Origin of the sequence: Streptomyces sp. Rer75 (genome assembly GCF_013414305.1) — a bacterium.
Taxonomy (GTDB): Bacteria; Actinomycetota; Actinomycetes; order Streptomycetales; family Streptomycetaceae; genus Streptomyces; species Streptomyces himastatinicus.
Map to the genome: position 1 here is coordinate 10,192,132 of NZ_CP058693.1, position 17,229 is coordinate 10,209,360.

At 74.6% G+C, this 17,229-nt stretch carries 12 protein-coding genes; all 12 read left to right on the forward strand.

The window, feature by feature from the left end:
- The first annotated feature begins 8 nt into the window (after nucleotides 1–8).
- Genes HYQ63_RS43060 through HYQ63_RS43115 form a run of 12 tightly spaced genes read left to right on the forward strand, consistent with a single transcriptional unit; the run spans nucleotide 9 to nucleotide 17,224 of the window.
- Complete coding sequence (locus tag HYQ63_RS43060; protein ID WP_179939460.1) at nucleotides 9–1,190, forward strand: phage late control D family protein; 1,182 nt, start codon at nucleotides 9–11, stop codon at nucleotides 1,188–1,190.
- Nucleotides 1,191–1,192: 2 nt separating this feature from the next.
- On the forward strand, nucleotides 1,193–1,888 hold the full coding sequence (locus HYQ63_RS43065; RefSeq protein ID WP_257232534.1) for a phage baseplate assembly protein V: 696 nt from the start codon (nucleotides 1,193–1,195) through the stop codon (nucleotides 1,886–1,888).
- Nucleotides 1,885–2,313 (forward strand): GPW/gp25 family protein, encoded by a 429-nt coding sequence (locus HYQ63_RS43070; RefSeq protein ID WP_257232535.1) that lies wholly within the window; start codon nucleotides 1,885–1,887, stop codon nucleotides 2,311–2,313. Before HYQ63_RS43065 ends, HYQ63_RS43070 begins: the two co-directional genes overlap by 4 nt.
- Entirely contained in the window at nucleotides 2,310–4,256 is a 1,947-nt protein-coding gene (locus tag HYQ63_RS43075; RefSeq protein WP_179939462.1) for a putative baseplate assembly protein, read from the forward strand. Before HYQ63_RS43070 ends, HYQ63_RS43075 begins: the two co-directional genes overlap by 4 nt.
- Complete coding sequence (locus HYQ63_RS43080; RefSeq protein WP_179939463.1) at nucleotides 4,253–6,310, forward strand: putative baseplate assembly protein; 2,058 nt, start codon at nucleotides 4,253–4,255, stop codon at nucleotides 6,308–6,310. Before HYQ63_RS43075 ends, HYQ63_RS43080 begins: the two co-directional genes overlap by 4 nt.
- Complete coding sequence (locus HYQ63_RS43085; RefSeq protein WP_179939464.1) at nucleotides 6,307–8,265, forward strand: phage tail protein I; 1,959 nt, start codon at nucleotides 6,307–6,309, stop codon at nucleotides 8,263–8,265. Before HYQ63_RS43080 ends, HYQ63_RS43085 begins: the two co-directional genes overlap by 4 nt.
- 12 nt (nucleotides 8,266–8,277) lie before the next feature.
- On the forward strand, nucleotides 8,278–9,555 hold the full coding sequence (locus tag HYQ63_RS43090) for a hypothetical protein (RefSeq protein WP_179939465.1): 1,278 nt from the start codon (nucleotides 8,278–8,280) through the stop codon (nucleotides 9,553–9,555).
- 2 nt (nucleotides 9,556–9,557) lie between these two features.
- Nucleotides 9,558–11,558 carry a hypothetical protein gene (locus HYQ63_RS43095; protein ID WP_179939466.1) on the forward strand — a complete coding sequence of 667 codons (2,001 nt, stop codon included), beginning with the start codon at nucleotides 9,558–9,560 and terminating at the stop codon, nucleotides 11,556–11,558.
- Nucleotides 11,555–12,691: a hypothetical protein gene (locus HYQ63_RS43100; RefSeq protein ID WP_179939467.1), complete on the forward strand. Its 1,137-nt coding sequence runs from the start codon at nucleotides 11,555–11,557 to the stop codon at nucleotides 12,689–12,691. Before HYQ63_RS43095 ends, HYQ63_RS43100 begins: the two co-directional genes overlap by 4 nt.
- Nucleotides 12,692–12,693: 2 nt before the next feature.
- Nucleotides 12,694–13,251 (forward strand): hypothetical protein, encoded by a 558-nt coding sequence (locus HYQ63_RS43105; protein ID WP_179939468.1) that lies wholly within the window; start codon nucleotides 12,694–12,696, stop codon nucleotides 13,249–13,251.
- The gene (locus tag HYQ63_RS43110) at nucleotides 13,248–15,116 is read left to right on the forward strand and encodes a hypothetical protein (RefSeq protein WP_179939469.1); all 1,869 of its coding nucleotides are present in this window, start codon (nucleotides 13,248–13,250) and stop codon (nucleotides 15,114–15,116) included. Before HYQ63_RS43105 ends, HYQ63_RS43110 begins: the two co-directional genes overlap by 4 nt.
- Before the next feature lie 5 nt (nucleotides 15,117–15,121).
- Nucleotides 15,122–17,224, forward strand: a complete 2,103-nt coding sequence (locus HYQ63_RS43115) for an ATP-binding protein (protein WP_179939470.1) — start codon at nucleotides 15,122–15,124, stop codon at nucleotides 17,222–17,224.
- Nucleotides 17,225–17,229 lie beyond the last annotated feature (5 nt).

Consider the following 17,229-nt stretch of genomic DNA (forward strand, 5'->3'; position numbering starts at 1 on the left):
AGGGCGCGATGAGCACCCCGGCACCCGAGGTGGCCCCGCCCGACCGGTACGCGCCCGAGTTCGACGTGCGCATCGAGGGCCTGGAGATGGACCCGTCCACCAAGAACGACATCATCGACATCAAGGTGAACCGGGACATCGACGAGATGTCCGGCTTCGATCTCACCCTGAACAACTGGGACGACGCGAACCTGCGGTTCAAGCACAGCGATTCGGCGAGCTTCCGGCTCGGCGGCCGGGTCTCGGTCCGGCTCGGCTACGCCGACAAGCTGCTCACCGTCGCCACCGGGACCATCTCCACGCTCAGCCCGAAGTTCACCGACGGCGCCTCGCCCACCGTCCAGGTCAGCGGCGTGGACGGGCTGCTGCGGCTCAAGGACCGCAAGCCCACCGAGAACGAGACCAAGATCTACCGCAATCTGCCCGACTGGCGCATCGCCGAGCAGATCGCCCAGCGCAACCATCTGCGCATCGAGGTCACCAGGGAAGGGCCCACCCACGATCTGGTGGTGCAGAAGAACCAGGACGACGCCACGTTCCTGCTGGAGCGGGCCAAGCGGCTGGACTTCGACTGCTACATCCTGCCGGACGCGAAGACCGGCGAGGACACGCTGTACTTCATCAAGCCGACCGACGGCCGCGACGGACGCCCGATCCGGGTGTACCGGCTGGCGTACGCACCGGGGCTGAGCACCGGCCCCACCGGGCAGCCCGCCGGGCTGATCCCCAACCTGATCGAGTTCACCCCGACGCTGACGGTGTCCCAGCAGGTCAGCAAGGTCACCGTGCGCGGCTGGGACCCCCGTACCAAGCAGGCCATCGCGTTCACCGCGACCGCCGAGAACCTCCCCGCCGGGCAGAACACCGCCGACGGGCAGAGCGGGCCGCAGGTCGCCGAGTCCACCCTCCAGGGCCGCCAGGAGGTCATGGTCGACGCGCCCGTCGGCAGCGACCAGGAGGCCCGCGAACTGGCGATCAGCCTGCTGCGCGAGCGGGCGTATGAGTTCATCACCGCCACCGGCAAGGTGGCGGGCCTGCCCGAGCTGCGGCCCGGCGACAACCTGGAGATCTACGGCCTCGGCCGCCGCTTCTCCGGCACGTACTTCGTCAAACGGGTCGAGCACACCCTCAACACCAGCGGTTTCTTCACCCAGTTCACCGCACGGCGGATCCATCAGGGGGATCAGTGACCATGAGGGGCACGCCACGCGCACGCTCCACCGACAAGCGCTACTACGGCGTCGTCGAAGCGCTCGTCGTGGAGAACGAGGGCGACGACGAAGGCCAGGTCAAGCTGAAGTTCCCCTGGTTCGACGACACCACCGTCACCGACTGGGTCCGGGTCAGTCAGCTGTACGCGGGCAACGGCTACGGCTCGGTGTTCGTGCCCGAGAAGGGCGACGAGGTGCTCGTCGCCTTCGTCCACGGCGACATGCGCTACCCGATCGTCCTGGGCGGCCTCTACAACGGCGAGGACAAGCCGCCGACCGCCCGCACCGACGGCCGCGACCAGAAGATCATCCGCACCCGGCACGGCCACGAAGTGCTCCTCGACGACACCGAGTCCAAGGCCGCCGTACGGATCACCTCCGCCGCCGGACACGTGGTGGAGCTGGACGACCAGGGCAAGGCGATCAAGATCACCGCGGCCGAGGGCGGCAGCGTCACCGTGACCGCCCAGGGCGACATCACCCTCAAGGCGCCGAAGGTGACCGTCGATTCCCCGTCCATCGACCTCGGCGGGGGCGCCACCGAACCCCTCGTCCTCGGCAACGCGCTGCTCCAGGCGTTCAACACCCACACCCACCCCTCCGCCGCCGGGCCGACCGGCCCGCCGACCCCGCCGCTCACCCCCGCCGTGCTGGCCAAGAAGGCGAGGACGGCATGAGCGAGGACGGAATGAGCGAGGCGTTCCTCGGGACCGGCTGGCGGTTCCCGATCCTGCCCGACGCGTCCGGGCGGCTCGGCTACGCCACCGGCGAGGAGAGCATCGAGCACTGCCTGCGGGCCCTGCTGCTCACCGGCACCGGCGAACGCGTCATGCGGCCCGAACTGGGCACCCGCGCCCACGAGTTGCTGTTCGCGCCGGGCAGTGTGCAGAACCTGCGCGACCTGGAGCAGTCGATCGCCGCCGCCGTCCGCGACCACGAGCCGCGGGTGGAACTGGAAGAGGTCCGCGCGGAGGCCGATCCGGCCGACGAGTCGCGGATCACCGTCTCGGTCGTCTACCGCATCCGGCGCAGCAACACCAAGGCCAACCTGGTGTTCCCGTTCTACACCGGACTCACGGGTCTCACCGGGGGGACGCCATGACGCTGCCCGCGCCGAAGCTGGACGACCTCACCTGGGCCGACATGATGGCGGCCATCCGCCGCCGCATCCCCGCCGAGTCCGACGGCACCTGGACGCTGCACGCGCCCGTCGACCCCGGCGTCACCCTCCTCGAACTCTTCGCCTACCTCCTCGAACAGCGGCTGTACTGGCTCGACCAGGTGCCGGACGCGCTCGTGGTCGCCATACTGCGCCTCCTCGACCTCGAACCGCCGCGCCCCGCCCGCCCCGCCGCCACCGTGCTGCACCTCGCCGCCCGGCAGGAGGACACCGCCGTACCCGTCGTCCCCGCCGGGACGGCGCTGACCCGGGACCCCACGGGCCGCATCGTGTTCACCCTCGACCACGACGTGGCCGCCTTCCCGCTCGCCGAGGGCGGCGAGATCACCGTGTGGACCGACCGCGACCGCACGGCCGACCTGCGGGCCCGCCGCGGCATCGCCCTGCTCGCGAGCGACGGCGCCCCGGCCGCGGCCCGGTTCACCCTCCCGCTCACCGGAGCGCACCCCGCGCCCGGCCCGATCAGCCTGCTGATCGAGCTGGACGCGCCCGCCGCGTGCGTACCGTCGTGGCTGCCCGGGGCCGTGGCCGACGTACCGCCGCCCGCCGAGCTGACCTGGTCCTGGTTCCGGCCGGGCACGGACATCTCCGGCACGTATCAGAAGGTCGAGGACGGCACGGCCGGGCTCCGGCGCTCCGGCGTCGTCAGACTGCACCCCCCGGCCGACTGGACCACACAGGACACCGGACTCCTCGTGTCGACCCCGGCCGCCACCTACGCGGCCCCGCCCCGCCTCCTCCAGCTTGCCGTCAACGTGTCCGCCGCACACCACCGCACCCACCGCACCGCGGACGGCACCGACCTCCAGGAGCAGATCGGCGCCTGGCTCAGGCTGCCCGGACAGCATCTCGTCCTGCCGGGCGCCGCCGACCGCCTCCTGGAGGCCACCCTGCGCCTGGCGGGCCATGAGTGGCAGCCGGTGCCGGACTTCACCTTCGGCGCACCGGCCGACCGCATCTTCGTGCTCGACCGGGCCGAGGGCGCGCTGGTGTTCGGCGACGGACTCACCGGGCGCGTTCCCCGCCCCGACCCGGACGTACAGGTCGCCTACGTCACCGGCGGCGGCAGGGACGGCAACGGCGGCATGACCGGCAACTGGCTCCCGGCCGCCGACATCCCGGCGTCGGAAGCGGTCTCCGCCGCCAACCTCGTACGGGCCGAGGGCGGCACCGACCCGGAGACGGTCACCGAGGCGCGCCGCCGCGCGGCCGCGTCCCTGGGCGAGGTGACCCGCGCGGTCACCGCCGACGACTTCGTCACCCTGGCCCGCACCACCCCGGGCGTCGCCGTCGCCCGCGCCTACCCGGCCCTCGGCGAGCACCCCGGCTTCCCGTGCGCCACCGTGCCCGGCGCGGTGACCGTCCACATCGTCCCGGCCGCACCCCGGGACGACCTCGGCCGCGAGGACTTCGTCGCCGCGCCGCTCCCCGACCCGGGCATGCTGCGCGCGGTCGCCGCCCGCCTGGAACAAGCGCGGCTGCTCACCTCCGAGGTCTTCGTCCGCGGGCCCCGCTACCGCGACGTCGCCCTGCGCGTCGACCTGTCCGGCGACCCCGCCGACCGCACCCGCGTGGCCACCGCCGTCACCGCGGCGCTGCGCCGCTTCCTCGACCCGCTGGTGGGCGGCGACGACCAGGACGGCTGGCCCTTCGGACAGCCGCTGCGGCCCTCGGCCCTGCTGCGCGCCGCGCAGCGGGCGCTGGGGGACCTCGCGGACATCGCCGCTGTCGCGATCGGCCTCGACGGGACCGACGCCGACGAGGCGTGCGACGAGGTGCCGCTCGCCGCCGGGGAGCTTCCCGTCCTGCGCACGGTCCGCACCCGGATCGTGCCCGCCGTCGAACCGGGGGAGGGGCTGGCATGACCGACGACGTGTGGTGGGAGCGGGACGCCCGGGAGCAGGAGCGGGCGGACGGGCGGACCGTGCCGGGACCCGGCCCCAGCGGCGTATCGCCCGAACTCGTCGACGCCACCCGCGAGGCGGTCCGCACCGCCGTACGCGGCCGCATCGCGGGCTACACCCCGGACTGGACCGACCCCGACCGCCAGGACGCCGGAGTCGCCCTCGTCCGCCTCTTCGGCACCCTCGCCGAACCCGTACTCGGCCGGGTCAACCGGCTCCCGGAGAAGGTGCTCGCCGAGCACCTGACGACGGCGGGCGTACGGCGCCGCCCGGCCGGAGCGGCGGCCGCGCTCCTCGAATTCACCGTCAACCCGCCCGACGGCTCCTCCGTGCTCGTCCCCGCAGGGTTCCAGAGCGCGGCCTCCACCCCGGCCGGGCAGGTCGTCTACGAGACGGACCAGGACCTGTACGCCACACCGGCCACCCTCGGCGCCCTCGCCGTTCAGGAGGCCGGACGGCTGGAGACCCTGCCGCTCGGGCCGTCCGGACCCAGCCGCCCCTTCGCGCCCTTCGGCCGCGACCCGGAACCCGGCAACGGGCTGTGGATCGGGCTCGCCGGACCGGCCGGCCCCTACCCGCGGCTGTCGCTGGGCTTCGTGGTCGTCGCCGCGCCGCCCGCGCCCGCGGACTCCGGCGGCATGGCGCCCCTGCCGCTGCCGCCCGCGCCGCTGCTGCGCTGGGACGTGCTGGACGGCACCCGGCTCGTCCCCGCCGAGGTGATGCGGGACTCCACCGCCGGGCTCAGCGCGGGCGGCACCGTCGAACTGCGGGTGCCGCGCTCATGGCAGCCGGGCAGCCCGCCCGGCACCCGCCCGCGGCCCCTGCTGCGCTGGCTGCGCCTGCGGATCGCGCACGGCGCCTTCCCCGGCCCGGCGCCGGTCCTGTCCGGGCTGCGGCTGAACGTGGTCACCGCCACCGCCGCCCGCACCATCCGCGACGAGCCTCTCCAGCCCGTCCAGGACGGTACGGCGACCGGGCGGCGGCGCATGAAGCTCAGCCAGGTGCCCATCCTTGCCGGATCGGTGGTCATCGAGGTCGACGACGACGCGGGCGGCGACGTGTTCGGCACCACCTCCGGTACCGCGTCCCGCTGGCGCGAGGTGGAGAGCCTGGCCGGATACGGCGCCGACGACCGAGTGTTCACCGTGGATCACGACACCGGCGAAGTGACCTTCGGGGACGGCGTCAACGGCGCGGCCGTCCCGCCCGGCTTCCGCAACGTCCGCGCCGTGCGCTACCGCGTGGGCGGCGGCAGCGCCGGTGCCGTACGGGCCGGAGCCGTGAGCGGAGTGGTGACCGCGCTGCCCTTCGTCACCGGCGTCGCCAACCCCTTCCCGGCCTCCGGAGGCACGGACGCCGAACCCGACGCCGACGCCATGCGCCGCGGCGTCGGCGAACTGCGGGCCCGCGGCCGGGCCGTGGCCCCGGCCGACTACGGGCAGCTCGCCCTCCGCGCGCCCGGCGCCTCCGTGGCCCGCGCCCGGGGCGTGCCCGGTCTGCACCCCGACTACGCCGGGGCGCCGATCCCCGGCGTCGTCGGCGTCCTCGTCGTACCACCCGTACCGCCCGGCGACGACACCGGCGAACCGCCCGTGCCCACCGCCGCCACCCTGCGCGCCGTCGCCGACTACCTGTCGCGCGAAGCCGCCCCCGCCGGGGTCACCGTGGTCGCCGCCCCCGCCCCGTACGCCCGCGTCGGCGTGGAGTCCTGGGTCACCCTCGACCCGGACCTCGACCGGGCCGCGGTCCTCGCCCGGGCGGGCGACGCGGTGCGCACCTACCTGGACCCGCTGCGCGGCGGGGAGGGCGGCGCGGGCTGGCCGTTCGGCGGCGCGCTGCGGCACACGGCGCTGGTCCGGGCGCTCCTGGCGGTCGACGGGGTGCTGGCCGTCACCCGGCTCTCGCTCACCGTCGACGGCATGCGCCTGCCGCCCTGCACCGACCACGCCCTCCCGCCCCACACCCTCGTCTGGCCGGAGCGCCCGCTGCTGATCCCGGTAGGAGACCAGCCATGACGTGCACACCCCACCCCGCGACCTTCCGCCTGCTCGACACCTACGTCGGCTGGGACCAGCAGGAGACACAGGACATCGTCGGCTTCGACGACCCGTCCGGCCTCCGCCTCGCCTACGGCGGCACCGCGCCGGAAGGCCCCACCAGGGCACAGCTGCTGCCCTGGTTCCCCGACCCCCGCCTCGCACCGGGGTGCGGGCCGTGCGCCTGGTACCTGCTGATCCCCGGCGAACGGCGGCTGCTGCACCGCGACGGCTGCGGCGCCTTCACCCCCGTCTGGCCGCCCGGCTGCGACCCCGGCCTGCTGCGCGAGCCGGTCTCGGTCGCCGCGCGCGGACACCGGCTGACCGTGGTGGACTCCGGCCGCGTCCTGGTGTGGCACCGCGAGGGCGCACAGCTCGCCGGGGTGATCCGGGCCGAGCGGGCCCGCTGGGCCGCCCCGGCCCCCGGCGACGAGGTCCTGGTGGTCTGTCAGGGCAGCACGGACCTGCGGCGGTACGACCAGGCGGGCCGCTTCCGCGGCGTGCTCCGCACCGGCGCACGCGGCGAGGCCGTCGGCCTGCGCACCGGACCGGAGCGGACCGTGTGGCTGCTCACCGACGACGGCGGACGGCTCACGATCCACCGGGGCGGCCACCGCCGCCCCTTCCGCACCGTCACCGTGGACGAACTGGCCGCCGCCCTCCCGCCGTCCGCACTCACCTCGGCCGACGAGAACGGGTTCTGCCTGAGCGAGCGGGGCCCGGACGGCCCCGCCACCACCTGCCACACCTGGCAGGGCCTGCCCCGGGACCCCGCGCCGCCCGCCACCGACGCGTACGCGACCAGCGGGTCGTACGTGACCACCCTGATCGACAGCGGCATCTCGCGGTGCCGCTGGCACCGCGTCCGCGTGGACGCCGACGTGCCCGACGGAACGGCCGTCGCCGTCCGGATCGTGGTGAGCGAGGACGGCCTGTACGACGACAGCGACTGGCAGGCGTCGGCCCCGGGAGCCACCGACTTCCTCGTGGACCAGCCGCCCGGCCGCTTCCTGCGGCTGCGGCTGGGGCTCTCCGGCGACGGCGCCGCGACTCCGGTCGTACGCCGGATCCGGCTGGACTTCCCCCGGGTCACCAGCGCCGACCTGCTGCCGCCCGCCTTCCGCGAGGACCCCGCGGCCGACGACTTCACCGAGCGCTTCCTGTCGCTGTTCGACGCCACGCTCGCCCAGCTCGACCGGGTCATCGAGCGGTATCCGGCGCTCCTCGACCCGGCCGGGGTCCCCGACCGGGTGCTGCCGTGGCTGGCCGGGCTGCTGGGCCTGTCGTTCGAGGCGGGCTGGGACGCCCGTACCCGGCGCGAGCTGCTGGCCGCCGCTCCGGAGCTGTACCGGCGCCGCGGCACACCGTGGGCGCTGCGGAAGGCGGTGTCCATCGTGTTCGGGGTGACCCCGGTCGTCGACGAGCTGGCCACGGACCGCCGCTGGGCCCACCTGCGCGACACCGTCGGCGGCTCGGGCGCGGGGCCCGGACAGGGCCAAGGGCTCGGCGCCATACGGCTGTTCGGCCGGTCAGCGAGCCGGTTCCGGGTCGGCGGCTCGGCGCTGGGCGCGGCGCCGCTGCGCGCGTTCGGCACGCCCGACAGCGACCCGTTCACCGCGCACGCCCACCGGTTCCGGCTGGCCCTGCCCGCCGGGTCGGCGGACGGGACGGCGCTCGCGCGGCTGGTGGAGCGGCAGGCGCCCGCGCACACGGTGGGGTCCGTACGGACCGGTGGCGCGGGCTTCGTGGTCGGGTCGCGGTCCACGGTCGGCGTGGACACCGCGTTCGTACCGCTGCCCGCACCCGTGCTGGGCGGCGCGCACCCCGTGCGGCTGGGCCGCGACGGGGTGCTGAGACCGGGACCGAGAGGGGTGCGCCGAGGGGTGGGCGTGGGGGTCGTCTCCGCCGTCGGTGTGCATACACAGGTGTCGTGAGAGGACGGGGCGATGACGGAGACAGAGACAACGAGGCCGGGCGCGGAGGAGTTCGACGCGCCACCGCTGCGCAGGCTGCGGTACTTCCACGGCCAGATGCTGGGCGCGCGGGACTTCCAGCGTGAGCAGGACTACCACCGCGAGAAGCTGAAGCTGCGCATGCGCGCCCTGCTCGGCTACGGCGTGGTGTGCGGCCTGTTCGTGGAACCGGCGCCGCGGGACGAGGACGACTGTCCGCCGGACACCGGAGAGGAAACGCCATCCGCCGAGCAGAGCGGCGCCGGAACACCGCGGCACACCCGGCGCCGGGCCAAGGTGACGATCAGCCCCGGCCTCGGCGTGGACTGCGACGGCAACGAGGTCGTGGTGCGCGGCGGCTGCGCGATCGACCTGTGGAAGGCGCTGCCCCCGCACGAACGGGACACCGACACCGTCTGGGTCGGCATCGAGTACGCCGAGCGGCCCGTCGAGCCCACCCGCGCCGTCTACAACGACGCCTGCGCGGACACCTCCGACTGCGAGTTCGGCTGGACGGAGGAGTGCTACACGGTACGGGTCACCGGGTGCGAACCACCGGCGGACGAGCGTTGCGACACCTGCTGCTCGTCCTGCGAGCACACGGTGCTGTGGCTGGCCAGGATCGACTGCGTGGACTGGTACGAGCCGGTGCGCCGCCACCAGATCCACATGAACGTACGCCGCCCGTTCGGCCGCCACGTGCCCACCGTGATCACCGGAATCAACTGGATCCACGGACACACCTACACCATCGACGAGGCCAAGGCCCTGCTCGGCACCCAGGACGAGGACGGCGGCCTCGTGGTGCGGTTCTCCTCCGGCGTACGGACCGACACCCTGCGGCCCGGCGTGGTGGAGCTCCAGGTCATCGAGGGCGGCAGCGGGCGCAACGCCTCCACCTGGTACATGGGCGGCAGGTTCGCCGAACCGGACCTCGAAGCGGACTCCGAAACGGACTCCGAACCCGAAGCGCACGGCGGGTGCGGCGAGTTCACCCACGAGTTCCGCTACCGCCAGACCACCCGCGAGACGCTTCAGGACGGCGACCGCGTACTCATCACCGTCCGCGCCGCGTTCATCCTCGACCGCTGCTGCCGCCCGGTCGACGGCACCCACGTCGGCGGACGCGTACCGACCATCGACGAACACGACACCCGGTCGGCCGCGCACGGCGGCTGCGACCTCCCGCCCTCGGGTATCGGCCCCTGGACGTCCGGCACCGGTGCGGGCGGGGATGTCTTCGAGAGCTGGTTCTTTGTGAAGGAGCGCTGATCATGCGAACAGACTGCGGATGCGGCTGCGGTGGCGACGCCACCCGGACCTCCGCCTTCGTACGTCCTCGCTTCTTCGCAGGGCAACTGCTGACCGAGGACGACCTCAGCCTGCTGGTGGAATACACGACGGCGAAGCGCAGACTTCACAACCGGTCCCTGTACGGGCCGGGCGTCATCTGCGGCCTCGGCGTCACCTGCGACCCGTGCGGCGGCGGAACCGTGGCCGTCCACCCCGGCCACGCCCTCGACTGCGCCGGAAACGACATCGTCGTGTCCTGCACCGAACGCGTCGACGTCACCGCCCTGGTGCAGGAGCGGCGCATCAGCGCCCTCGGCGTGGACTGCGGGGAGTCCTGCGACGACGAGGGCGGCCGCCGCTACGGGCTCTACGTGAGCTACCAGGAGCTTCCCGTCGAGCCCGTGGCCCCGTACGCCACGGAGGAACCCTGCCCCTCACCCGGATGCGTGCCCTCCAGGATCCAGGAGGGGTACCGCTTCGTCGTCAAGTGCGACGACTCCGAGGACCACCGCCACAACCCCGGCACCCGGCTTCTCGCCAGCATCGGCGACCTCCCGCGGGCGGACCGGGCCCGCACCCGCGACCGGCGGCTCGGCCACTACGCCGACGCCCTGACCCTCGCGTCGACCGGCACCGGCCGCACGTTCCGCTTCGACGCCGCCGACGCCCAGCGGTACGCCACCGCCTTCGCGTGGCTGCGCGACAACGCGGGCGGCGAGGGCCCGCCGCCCCCGCCGACGGCCCGCGAGATGACCGAGCACGTGCGCGGACTGGCCGCCGCCGTCGCCCGGTTCGACACCTACGACGCGGCCGGGCAGGGCCAGCTCAGGCAGGACTACCCGGACCTCGCCACCGTGCGCGAGGCCCGCGGCGCGCTGGGCACGGCATGCCAGCGGCTCCGCGACGCCGACATGGAAGCGGCATGGCCCGACCCGCTGCGCCGTACGCTCGCCCACGCCGTCGTCACCGAGACCGCGGCCCGCGTCGTACCGGAGCGGGGCGACCCGGACGCGCCGCTGGAAGTGCGCATGCTCGCCCAGGGCACCCCGCTCGGCCACGCGCTGCGGGTGGAGTTCCGCGCGGACCTCGCCCTGATCCGCGAGTGGCTGCTGTGCCGCCTGGACCAGGCCGCCGACCTCGCCGACTGCGCGCTGCGCCAGGACGTCGCCGCCGCCGACGTACCGCCGCCGCTGCCCGCCCCGCCGCCGGACAGCACCGAGAAGGCCACCATCGCCGAGGTGCAGCAGATCGCCGAAGCGGCCACGGCGCTGGCCACCGCGGTGCGCCGGTTCCTGACCGACGCGGCGTGCGCCACGCTGAACCCGCCGTGCGGCGACTGCACCGACACCGACGTCCTGCTCGCGCACGTGGAACTCGACTGCTGCGACGTCGTACGGGTCTGCTCCGCCACCCGGGAACAGGTGCTGCCGGGCGGCTCGGCCTACGGCGAATGGCTGCCCAAGCTCTACCGGCTGCGCGAACTCGCCGAGCGCGTGTGCTGCGAGCCCCTGCCCGTGCACCGGACGCTGCCGCTCCCGACGGAGGGCCCGGTGGCGGGCCCGTACGCCGACGGACTGCTCGGCGACTGGCCGCGCAGCGGGGACCTGGAGGAGATGCTGTCCCTGCTGCTGACCCCGGCGCCCGGCGAGACACCGCCCAAGGCCCTGCACGAGCAGGTCTACACGACGCCCAGCGAAGTCACCGACAGCATGCAGGAACTCGCCCGGCTCAGGACACAGGTCGCCGATCTCACCGCCGCCGTGGAGGGCCTGCGCTCCCACATGGGCAGCGCACAGACGCAGATGACCCAGCTGAAGGAACGGCTCGGGGATAGGGAAGACACACCGGACCCGGCGCCGGGCGGGGGAGCGGACCAGGCGCCCGACCAGGCACCGGACCGACCGGACGAGCCGCCCAAACCCCCGGCCAAACGCACCCGGTCGCCCCGCACCCGTAACCAGAAGCCCGGTGAGACGCCATGACGGGCCCCCTGCGCCCCGCCTTCCACGAGGGTCAGGTACTGGCCGCCACCGACCTGTCGGCCACGGTGGAGTACGCACGCGGAAGCGCCGCCCGGCACGCGCGCCATCTGCACGAGTGGGGCGTCGTCGAAGGGCTCGCCCTCGCCACCGAGCCCCGCACCGACCCGCTGACCAACGCCCGCTACACCGAGGTGAGCATCGCGGTGGGCATGGCCGTCGACGGCACCGGCCGCGAGATGGTCGTCACCGAGCCGGTCGTGCTGCGCGAGAGCGACTTCGAAGAGGTCAACGGCGCGGACCAGCCGACGGACGAGCCCTACCCGGTCTTCCTCACCTCAGCCGACCGGGAACCGGCCCAGCCGCCCGGGCCGGTCTCCTGCTCCGGCAGCGCCGCCAAGACCCGCGTGGAGGAGTCGTACCAGATCCTCTTCGGCCGGCTCGGCGACGAGCGGCTGGTCGCGGAGCAGCAGCCGCCCGCGATCGGCGACCCACCGGCCGACCCGCCCGCCCGCTGGCTCGTCCTGCTCGGCTACGTCCGCTGGACGGACGGCCACTTCAGCGGCGCCGAGACCACGGCGCGCGGTGTCGCGGTGCGCTACGCGGGCGTGCGCGCGGACACCGTATCGGCCCGGTCGGGCGCGCTGACCCTGCGGACGGGCACGGAGGCCGAGGAAGGCAAACCCGCGCTCGTCCTGTCCGGCGGCGATACCCCGAACCTGGTCTTCGGCCTCTACCAGGGCAGTGGCACGGTCGCACCGCTGATGACCGTGGCCGCCAACGGCAACCTGACCATCGAGGGCAGCTTCAGCGGCCGGATGCCCGCCGGGAGCACACTGGTGGCGTCCGGGACCGCCACCGACGGGATGCTGCTGCCACTGCCGTCCGGCATCACCCCGGAACAGGTCGCGGACGGCCGGGTCGTGATCCACGTCCAGCTGATCCCGCGCACCCCGCCCCTGCCGGACGCGACGCTGTACAGCCCGGTGGAGGCCACGGTGGACGCCGACCGGCGGGTCCGGTGCCGGGTGCGCCTCTACAACCCCCTGGCCACCCCGGCCACGGTCGTCGACCAGCCCGGGGCGGTCGACTTCCTCGTCGTGGCGACGGTCGCACCAACGAACGGCGGTGGCTGACGATGGCTCTCACCGTGGTGTACGCGGCCGACACCGGCCACGTCGTGGGCGCGCTGGCCCTGACCGGCGCCCGCACCGGCGTCGGCACCGGCGCCCCGCCCGAGGTGGCCGACCTCGTCGGGTCCGCGCTGCCGCTGCGCGTCTCCCTGGACGACGGCCGCATCGCGACCCTTCCGCTGAGCGCCAGGGAACTGGCCGTGGCGTCGGTGGACGACGAACCGGGCGCCCTCGCCGATCCGTTGTCCTTCGGGGTCGAGGTGACGACCGACGGCAAACCCAAACCGGCGCTGGTGCGCCTCGCGTCGTGGCCCGACAACCCCGACAACATCGCGCTGGCCGCGGACGGGCTCACCCTCACCGTGCAGGTCGCCGTGGCGCGCCCGACGCCCGTGGTCGCCCTGGTGTCCGACGAGCAGAACACGCATGTGCTCGCCGGGGAGATCCCCGCCCAGCAGACCCAGGTGAAACTGCCGGTCACCCTGGTCGCGGGCAGTGTGCACGGCGTGCTGGTGCTCGCGGCGGGCTGGGCGGGCCAGCTGAGGACGGAGAAGGTGACGTGAGCGCTCCCACCGCGCCGGCCCCCGGCGGAACCGGTGAGACCGGCGAGCCGGCCGACATCACGGTGCACCGGTGCACCGTGACGGTGGTCCGGCGCGGTGGGTGGAGCTGGGGCCCCGATCCACGGGCCCTGGTCAATCAGGTGGTGGACTCCCTCCCGGAGCTGCTGGCGGACCACTTCGCCGAGCGGCTGGGGACGGACGGACCGGACGTGGAGATCACCGAACCGCTGACCGTCACCGTCCGGCCGGGCCGGGCGGGAAGCCCCGGCCGGGCAACCGGCGGCGGGCCGCCCGTCGAGGTCCACTTCGCGCCCGTGCCGGTGGTGGAGATGCCCATGGACGCGCCCCACGCGCCCGACACCGACACCGGCGCCCTGTCCATCGAGGAGTCCTTCGCGGCAGAGCCCGACCCGTGGACCGCCCCGAGTGCCTCGGCGCTCTTCGCCGAACTCGCCGAGCGCGGCGAACTCGACGCGCTGCTCGCCCTGCTGCCCGAGGAGTCCGTACGGGCGTATCTGCCCGCCCTCCTCGAAGCCGACGCCACCACGGCCGCGCGGCTGCTCGCCGAACTCGTCGGGCGGGCGCTCGCCGCCGCGCCCGCCGAGGCGCTGCCCGAGCCGCTGCGTACCGTCCTCGCGGAAGCCGACACCACCGACCTGCCCCGGGCACTCGCCGCCTTTGTGGCGTCCGTGGACCCCGAGGAGGCGATACGGGCGGCCCGCACCCTGACCGGCCCGCCCGACCGTTCCGGCCGGTCCGCTCAGGAGTCGCCCGCCACCGCGGGCCGCTCCGACGAGCCGCCACCGGGCGCCACCATCGCGGCGGAGCCCGCGGCGGCGGGCGGCACCGCGAGGGCGCCGCGCACCACCGACGAGGTACGGGTGTGGTCCGCGCTGCCCTTCCTTCTTGCCGGGCCCCTGGCACGCATCGGCTACCTCGACGCGATCGGACCCGCCCTGGCCGGGCTCGAACTCGCCGAGGACGCACCGCTGTTCGCGGCGGCCCTGGCGTACAAGGTGCTGGGCGCGACCGCACGGGGCTGGCGCCGCAGTGAACGGGACACCGAGGCCGCGGCCGCCTTCGCGGGCCTTCACCCACCCGTCGCCGAGGAGCACCTGACCGCCTTCGCCCGCCGGATGGGCCCCGCGCTCCCGGTCCTCGACGGCGTCCTCGCGCTCTCGGTGTGCCGCGGCCACGACCCCGCCGACCCGCTCCTGATCGGCGGCTCCGACGGCGCACTGCTCCTCGTCGACGCCCAGGGCATGTTCCCCATCGCCTGGGCCGCGGACGCCGCCGGGCTGTTGCCGCACTGGCAGGCGTGCGGGCGGCCGACCGTACTGCTCTGCGACGGACCCCTGCCGCCCGGCACCCTGCGCGAACTGGCCTCGGGCGGCGTGCCGTTCCTCACCGGCGTACGGCCGCTGCGCGGCGATCCGGTGACCCGGCTGCCCTGGCGCACCCCGCTGTGGGCCGCCGCGGGTACCGCACCGGACCTGCGGCGCGCCGCCGAACTGCCCGCCCACGCCGAGCGGTTCGCGGACCTGCTCACCGCCCTGGTCACCGAGCGCCGGGCGGTACCGCTCGCGCCGGACGGCGGCCTGGAACGCACCGTCACCCTGGCCGCGGCGCTCGGCCTGTCCACGATCGCCTGGACGCTGTGGCGCGACCGCGAGACACCGGATCCGCTCCTGGCCCTGCGCCGCTTCGCCGACCTGGAGGCCACGGTGCGGTTCGAGCCCGCGGCCGTCCGGGTGCGCGTACCGATGGGACGGCGCCACGCGGACCTCCTGCGCGGCGGCCTGCTCGCCGACGTGCCCGACGTGGTCTGGCTGGGCGGCCGGACCCTGACCTTCTCGGCCGGGTGACACACATGGGCGAACCAGCGGTGGAGCACCTGCGGATCCGGCTGGCCGACGCACACCGGGCGCTGCGGGCCGCCGTCGAACGGCAGGCGCGGCTCGCGGCCCGGCTCACCCGGCCGGACCTCACCCCGTACTGCGTCACCGACGAACAGGTCGCCGTCCTCCTCGGCGAAGTGCACGCCTTCACCGACACCATGGCCGAGCCGTACGCACCCCCGCGGCCCGAGCCGGACGCCGAACGCGACCTGAGGCGCCGCGCGTCCGCCGAGGGCACCACCCTGCCCCTGGACGCCCTCGCCACCCGGTTCGGCCTGACCCGCGCCGAACAGGACGCGCTGCTGCTGGTCGCCGCGCCCGAACTGGACCGCGGCTACGAGCGGATCTACGCCTACATCGTGGACAACCTGAACCGGCGCCTCCCCAGCGTCGAACTGCTCGTGACCGTCGGCGCGGACAGCGCACCCGCCCGCCTCGCCCTGCGCCGCTCCCTCGGCCCCTCCGGCACCTTGCGCCGGTACGGTCTGCTGCGCGCGCACGGCGAGGCCGCGGTCGAGCTGGCCCAGGAACTGATCCTCGGCCCCGGGGTGCTGGACTTCCTGCTCGGCTGGGGCGGCGACGTCGGACTGCTCGGCCACGACCCCGGCGAGGTCGCGCCACCCGAACCGCGCGTCCTGTCCCCCTACCTGTCCTCGGACCAGCTCACCCGGCTGGGGCGTGCGCTCGGCTCCGGTGACATCGACCTGGCCGGGCTGTGGGGCTGCCCGCCCGACGGCCAGCTCGACGCCGTCCAGGCCCTGACCCGGGCCGCACAGGCGCCGCTGCGCACCCTGACCGCCGACCCCGAGGCCGACCTGCGGATGGCCGCCGCGCTGGGCGCGGTCCTGTGGATCCCCACCGACGACCTGCACGGCGAGCAGCGGCGGCCCCACGCCGACGCGATCTCCGCCGCACTGCTGCGCTCACGCGTGCCGGTGTGCCTGACCGGCCTGAAGCCCTGGCGCCCCCCGGGCCTGCTCGCCGCGCGCGCGTACGCCGAACTCACCGTGCCCGCACCGGGGTTCACCGACCGCCGGGCGATGTGGTCCGCCGCGCTCCCGGACCTGGACGGGCCGCTCCTCGAAGACCTCGCCGTCCGGTACCGGATGAGCGGCGGTGAACTGCGCGCCGTCGCCTCGGTCGCGGACGCCGGGGCGCGCCTGGCGGGCAACGGGCGCCCGGAGCCGGTCGCCGACCATGTCGAGCCCGCCATCGCCACCGTCACCCGCGGACGCAGCGGCAGCGCCGTCCACTCCATCGTGCCCCGCCGCACCGTCGACGACCTGGTCCTGCCCGATGTCCAGTTCCGCCAGATCCTGGAGATCGCCTCGGCGTTCCGCGCCTGGCCCCGGATCGCCGAGAGCTGGGGTTTTGCCCGCCGCTCCGGACACGGCGGGGTCAAGGCGCTCTTCACCGGGGAGCCCGGGACCGGCAAGACCATGTCCGCCGAGATCGTCACCGGCATGCTGGGCCTGGAACTGCTCAAGGTGGACCTCGCCCAGGTCGTCTCCAAGTGGGTGGGGGAGACGGAGAAGAACATGGAGACCGCGTTCCGGCAGGCCGAGGAGAGCCACGCGGTGCTGCTCTTCGACGAGGCCGACGCCCTGTTCGGCAAGCGCGGCGAGGTCAAGCACGGCACCGACCGGTACGCCAACCTCGAAGTCGGCTACCTCCTCCAGCGCCTGGAGGCCAGCGACGGCCTGGTGATCCTGACCAGCAACCTGAAGGACAACATCGACCCGGCGTTCACCCGCCGCTTCCACTTCGTCGTCCACTTCCCCCGCCCGTCCGCCGCCGAACGCCGCAGACTGTGGCGCCTCGTCTTCCCCCGGGAAGCACCGCTCGCCCCCGACGTGGACCTGGACGCCCTGGCCCGCCTCGACATGACCGGCGCGGGTATCACCGCGGCGGCCCGCACCGCCGCCCTCTCCGCAGCGGACGGCGACAGCGCTACGATCGGCATGCGCCACATCGTCCGCGGCGTGGCACGCCAGTTCCAGCGCGAGGCCCGCCTGCTCCGCCCGGCCGAACTGGGCCCGCACGCCCACCTCCTCGACGACGCGACCCAGGGGTGACCGCC